Source organism: Thermoactinomyces vulgaris (assembly GCF_003688725.1).
Taxonomy (GTDB): domain Bacteria; phylum Bacillota; class Bacilli; order Thermoactinomycetales; family Thermoactinomycetaceae; genus Thermoactinomyces; species Thermoactinomyces vulgaris.
On record NZ_REFP01000014.1, the window covers coordinates 63,609 to 69,608 of the forward strand.

A 6,000-nucleotide genomic window follows, 5' to 3' on the forward strand; every position below is an offset into this window, starting at 1 on the left:
CAACTTTTGTACAACGGGTCACCCCGCTGTTTTGTGTCGCGATTCCTCGGCTTTGATGCGAAGCCGGGAGGTATCCGCCGATCACTCGATACTCCTCCTCCTCGTCAACTGCAGATCCACGTCTCCTCTGCAGTCCAGGCGCTTTACGGCAAACTTTTGATGCATCCGTGAGATTCCCCCTGCTTCCATTCATCACCTCCTTAAAATGATGCTTTATCCAATGGAAAATCACTCATGTAACTATGGTATGCAAAGATGCTTTCTGTGTAAAGTGCCGGGTTAAAAATGATCCCGCCAAAATTTAAAAATAAGATTTATCCGCATCTTACTTCTATTATAAAGAATGATTTCAGCTATTTATGATGAAAAATAACATTTTTCCAAAATATAAAAGAAAAAAATATGAACGTAAAGATCCAAACCAAAAACCGGAAAAATGGATAAGCCCTGTTCCTCTGTCTTTCTACGGGAAACAGGGCTTCTTCTTACGGTTATTTTTTAATTCAATTGGTTGCGGACTTCTTCCGCAATTTGATTCACATATTTCTTCAATAACTCTTCGTCCGGGCCTTCCGCCATCACACGGATCAACGATTCGGTACCGGAAGGGCGCACCAATACCCGGCCTTCATTTCCCAAAGCTTTTTCCACGGATTCAACCGCAGAACGAATCGCACTGTTCTGGTCCCAGCCCTCTTTGTTTTTCACGGGGACATTGGTCAGCAATTGGGGGTATTTGGTCATAATCCGGGTCAAATCCGACAAAGTTTGCCCTTTTTCCTTCACCACCCGTAAGAGTTGAACCGCTGTCAACATGCCATCGCCGGTTGTGTTGTGATCCAGGAAAATAATGTGGCCGGATTGTTCACCGCCGAGATTATAGCCGCCTTCTCTCATTTTCTCCATCACATAACGGTCGCCCACTTTGGTTTGTTCCGTGGCAATTCCCAATTTCTCCGCCGCTTTAAAGAAACCGATGTTGCTCATCACGGTGGTGACAATGGTATCTCCTTTTAAGGTGCCGTTTTCCTTCATATAGGCTCCGCAGATGGCCATGATTTGGTCGCCATCCACCACATTTCCCTTTTCATCGACGGCAATCAACCGGTCCGCATCACCGTCAAAAGCCAGCCCCAAGTGCGCTTGTTGTTTTAAAACTTCCTCCTGCAAACGCTCCGGATGCGTCGAGCCGCAATTCACATTGATGTTGATGCCGTCGGGATGGGCAAAAATGGTGGTCACATCCGCCCCCAGATCCCTCAGCAACATCGGTGCCAACTCATAAGCGGCTCCGTTGGCACAATCCACCACAATATGCATTCCGCACAAATCCGTGTCAATGGTTTGTTTCAAATGTTCCAAATAGATTTGCGCCGCATCGTGATGATCCGTGACACGGCCGATTCCTTCCCCGACGGGGCGAGGCAGGTTGTCATCTTCTCGATCCAATAACGCTTCAATCTCTGCTTCCGTTTCATCTGACAATTTATAGCCATCGGCTCCAAAAAATTTGATTCCATTATCTTCAAAGGGGTTATGGGATGCGGAAATCATCACCCCGGCATCTGCTTCAAAATGACGGGTCAAAAAGGCGACACCGGGGGTTGTGATGACACCCAACCGAAAAACATCACATCCGATGGAAAGCATTCCGCTGATGAGCGCGGATTCCAACATTTCCCCTGACAATCGTGTATCTCTTCCCACAACAATTTTCGGGCGCTTTTTTCCCTTGGTCAGCACATAGGCTCCGTAACGTCCGAGGCGGAAGGCTAATTCAGGTGTTAACCCTTGATTCGCTACTCCCCGTACTCCATCGGTTCCAAAATATTTACCCATGTTTTCTCCTCCTCAATCATCAAGAACCATTATTCGCTATCACGAATCCTGATCTTTGCCTTTAAATTGTTCTGTTCGGCAACTTGGATAAAGTCAGGCAAAATAAACCGGATTGGTACTTCATGAATTCCTTCCGACAAACCTGAAACATCAATGACCGCTTTGATGTCCGATTGATTGAGCCCCGTCAAGTTTTTCGGTGCCCCTGAAAGAGTGATATTCATGTTTCCTCCGTTGGGTGAGAGAATATCAATTTTTTGTTTCTCTTCCTGCCCCGTCACAGTAAGCGGAACATCTTCCAACGTCTTTTCCTTGGCAGAAACCATTTTAACATAAATCTCTATCTCCTTGGGCTCCACTTTGATTGCGCCTTCCCGGATCGGAACCGGCATGGTCCGTTTGAAATCTTTCCGGGCATTTCTCAAGTCCAGCTCCGGGCCGATGTAATATTGAAGGTTTTCAAGATATTCATTAAAACCGTAGACCGTCACTTGGTCTTGGCTGGCCCGTATGCTTTCCACCGCGTATCCCGCGGGCGGCGGCTCTTTCACATCAATCGAAAGCGGAACCTGCTTGTGGGGAATGCTGATGGGCACTTCCACCGTAACGACGCTTGGCGAAATCTCCACTTGTTGAACCAGTCCATTGTCACCATATGCCTGCAGCCGGACAACTTTCTTGAGTGTTTGGGTTTGTCCTGACAAATACACAACGGCCTTCACCGCTTTGACTTGGTCCAAGCGGCTTTCGGTTCCCCGGATCAACACCCGTTGAGGGGTGACAACCGGTTTATTGATATGTAAACCGTCCGGAACGTTGCCAATCACATCCGTTTGCACCGTCATTTCTTTCTGCACTTTCTGTTTTAAAGTCACAGAAACCCGTTCCGGCTTTACTTTTCCTTTGACGCCAAGGGGCAATCCTTCGATCTGCACGGGAAGACGGTGTTCCCCTTCCCCCACTTCGTTCGCATCCACAAACAAGCGGTAAGTTCCCGGGACATTCTCCAATGACCGCTTGTCTCCATATAACTGCAATTCCACTTTGGGAGGATGCCCTGTCAGTTCAAATTGTTCCTTGTCGTATTTTACCTGAACCGTCACATCCCGAATGGTCATGCTTTCCTTGACTGAAAAGGAAGAAAAGGAATGATCGGTCACGGTCAGCCACAACATGACGGCCAGCAATAAGGAAACGATGCGCAACACCAAATCATTTTCCAGCCATTTATTCATCTTTCTCCTTCCCCTCTTCCTTTTCCTTACGCATCCAGAAGACGGTTGAGAACTTTTCCGGGGGTTTCAGCAATTCGTATAAACGCGACACCAATTCGTCCTCGCTCAGATTCCGCTCCAATTCGCCCTGGTAAGCCAGAGAAATTTGTCCGGTTTCTTCGGATGCGATCACAACCACAGCATCGGTCACTTCACTTAATCCGATTCCCGCCCGGTGCCTGGTGCCCAGATCTTTGCTGATGTAGGGATTTTCGCTGAGCGGCAGGTAACACCCGGCCGCCATCACGGATTCTCCCCGGATAATCACCGCCCCGTCGTGAAGCGGTGCTTTCGGTATAAAAATATTTTTGAGCAACTCCGCACTCAACCGGGCTTCCAGAACAGTTCCGGTTTCAATGTAATCAGACAATCCGGTATCTTTTTCGATCACAATCAATGCGCCGATTTTCTGTTTTGCGAGTTGAACAACGGCTTTGGTCACTTCGCTGACGATTTTGGTTGCAATTTGGTCTTCCACCTGACTGCTTCTCCCCAAAAAATAACCTCGCCCCAGTTGTTCCAACGCCCTTCGCAACTCCGGCTGAAAAATCACAATGACAGCAATGAGTCCCACGGAAAAGAAATTTTCAATAAAAAACTCCAACGTTTTCAGTTCAAATTCATTACTGATCAGCCATATGACCAGTAATACGGTGATCCCTTTTAATAATTGAACAGCCCGGGTTCCCCGCATCAATTTAAGCAAATGATAAATCACATAACTAACAATCAAAATGTCTACAACATCACTCAGATAATTTTTTACCTCAGCCAATGACTGCATCAAGCCCCTCCATTTAAACCATCCATTCGGTAGTTCATCTCTTTTTATTTTTTCGTAAACGGACAAAAATATTGTTCCGAATCCCGTTTTTTTCAAATCCCGTCTTCTCCGCTGCCCGGGTCTTTGCGGCGGATTACACATTCCGTTTCACCATTAATATAACACTTCCTGTACGGCAACCCAAATCAAAGAGATTCTTCCAGCACTTTCCGTCCCTGCCGTTATAAACTCCCTTGACATTTTCCAAAAAATTGGCAGGCGATGCGATGCTCAGTATTCATAAATCCAAACGCCACGAAAAAAGCTGCAACCCGGCAGGTCACAGCTCCTTTCAATCTGAAGCAAAATCTATATCATAAAATTTTTTGCCCAAAAACAGACCCCATCAACGCAACAGCCACTTTGGCAGTCTGGTTCCCCTGATCAAGAATGGGATTGACCTCCACAAACTCGGCAGAAGTTAAAATATCCGCTTCGGCCAACATTTCCATGGCCAAATGGCTTTCACGATAGGTCAAACCGCCTTGCACAGGCGTTCCGACCCCTGGGGCATCTTTCGGGTCAAGTCCGTCCAAATCAAGACTCAAGTGAACCCCGTCGGTCCCATTCGATACAATGTGGATGGCTTCTTCCATCACTCCGGCCATTCCAATGCGGTCGATTTCATGCATTGTAAAAACTTTGATTCCCAATTCTTTGATCAATTCACGCTCCCCCGGATCCAACGAGCGTGCCCCGATAATCACCACGTTCTCAGGAGACACTTTTGGTGCAAAACCCCCGATATTGACAAGTTCAGGATGTCCGATTCCAAGGCTGACAGCAAGCGGCATTCCATGAATGTTCCCTGAAGGCGAAGTTTCCCCTGTATTCAAGTCTCCATGAGCGTCATACCAAATCACGCCCATCTTTTCAAAATGCCTTGCCGCACCGGCCACAGTTCCGATCGCAATACTGTGATCTCCTCCAAGAACCACAGGAAAACGCTTTCGTTTCATGACATCAAAAACAGCATCCGCCAAATTTTCACAAGCTTGGCAAACTTCATTTAAATACTTCAACTTCGGATCTCCCTGATGACGGGACTCGGGCGTCGGAATGGACAAATCGCCCAGATCTTCCACATCATATCCCAAAGATTCCAACAATGACTGTGCAGATGCATAACGAATCGCACTGGGGCCCATATCCACACCGCGACGTCCTTGGCCCAAATCCATCGGCATGCCGATCAATGTTATGGATTTTTGCTTCATTTAAACATAACCCCTTTGTGTTCTATATCATCGACAACGCTATTTTAACACACCCTTAAAAATGAAACAAAAAAATATTGCAACAAATATAAATGTATTGTATAATTATTAATTTTTATATTTTATACAATCATATTTCCCATATATTTTAGTGTGAACGAATGGACATAAATCTATGCTCAAACTCAAGCAAAAGCAAAAAAACAACCATGATCGGCGATCATGGTTCATCTTGGATGCCTCGTCCCGTTCACATAAAAAGACGTTTCATTCATTTTTATATTCTCTTTTTCATGATTCTTCGCGGCTCCAAACCGGCATACATCTTTGGAGGGACGTTCCAAATAGCAACAAAGCTGTTTCGTAATAAGTGGTGGACGTTTGGAAGTGAGAATGCCGGATGAGTAGCGAGCGAATCGTTCCCATAAAGAGAAACGCCCGGATTCCAAAAAACAAAAAAACCTTCATTGTATAATTTTACAATGAAGGTTTTTACTCTGGAGCGGAAGACGGGATTCGAACCCGCGACCCTCGCCTTGGCAAGGCGATGCTCTACCCCTGAGCCACTTCCGCATATATTGGTGAGCCATGAAGGACTCGAACCTTCGACACCCTGATTAAAAGTCAGGTGCTCTACCAACTGAGCTAATGGCTCACAACCTGGCTGGGGAAGCAGGATTCGAACCTGCGCATCACGGAGTCAAAGTCCGTTGCCTTACCGCTTGGCTATTCCCCAGCGTATGTTATATATGTGGTGGAGGGAGTAGGATTCGAACCTACGAAGGCAAAGCCAGCGGATTTACAGTCCGCCCCAGTTGACCACTTTGGTATCCCTCCATATATGGTG

The 6,000-nt window shown here is 46.5% G+C and carries 4 protein-coding genes and 4 tRNA genes; all 8 read right to left on the minus strand.

Annotation, left to right across the window (positions count from 1 at the left end):
- Positions 1-498 precede the first annotated feature (498 nt).
- Positions 499-1,839 (minus strand): phosphoglucosamine mutase, encoded by a 1,341-nt coding sequence (gene glmM, locus ATH33_RS13025; protein ID WP_037997366.1) that lies wholly within the window; start codon positions 1,837-1,839, stop codon positions 499-501.
- A 29-nt stretch (positions 1,840-1,868) separates the two neighbouring features.
- Entirely contained in the window at positions 1,869-3,074 is a 1,206-nt protein-coding gene (locus ATH33_RS13030; protein WP_037997364.1) for a CdaR family protein, read from the minus strand.
- Positions 3,067-3,897, minus strand: coding sequence for a diadenylate cyclase CdaA (gene cdaA / locus ATH33_RS13035; RefSeq protein WP_037997361.1), 831 nt, complete (start codon positions 3,895-3,897; stop codon positions 3,067-3,069). Before cdaA ends, ATH33_RS13030 begins: the two co-directional genes overlap by 8 nt.
- A 353-nt stretch (positions 3,898-4,250) precedes the next feature.
- Positions 4,251-5,153, minus strand: coding sequence for an arginase (gene rocF, locus ATH33_RS13040; protein ID WP_037997359.1), 903 nt, complete (start codon positions 5,151-5,153; stop codon positions 4,251-4,253).
- Positions 5,154-5,651: 498 nt separating this feature from the next.
- Positions 5,652-5,726: transfer RNA gene (locus tag ATH33_RS13045), tRNA-Gly, on the minus strand.
- Between the two features lie 6 nt (positions 5,727-5,732).
- A tRNA-Lys gene (locus tag ATH33_RS13050) sits at positions 5,733-5,808 on the minus strand.
- Between the two features lie 6 nt (positions 5,809-5,814).
- Positions 5,815-5,889 (minus strand) — tRNA-Gln (locus ATH33_RS13055).
- A 16-nt stretch (positions 5,890-5,905) separates the two neighbouring features.
- Positions 5,906-5,990: transfer RNA gene (locus ATH33_RS13060), tRNA-Tyr, on the minus strand.
- Positions 5,991-6,000: the final 10 nt, after the last annotated feature.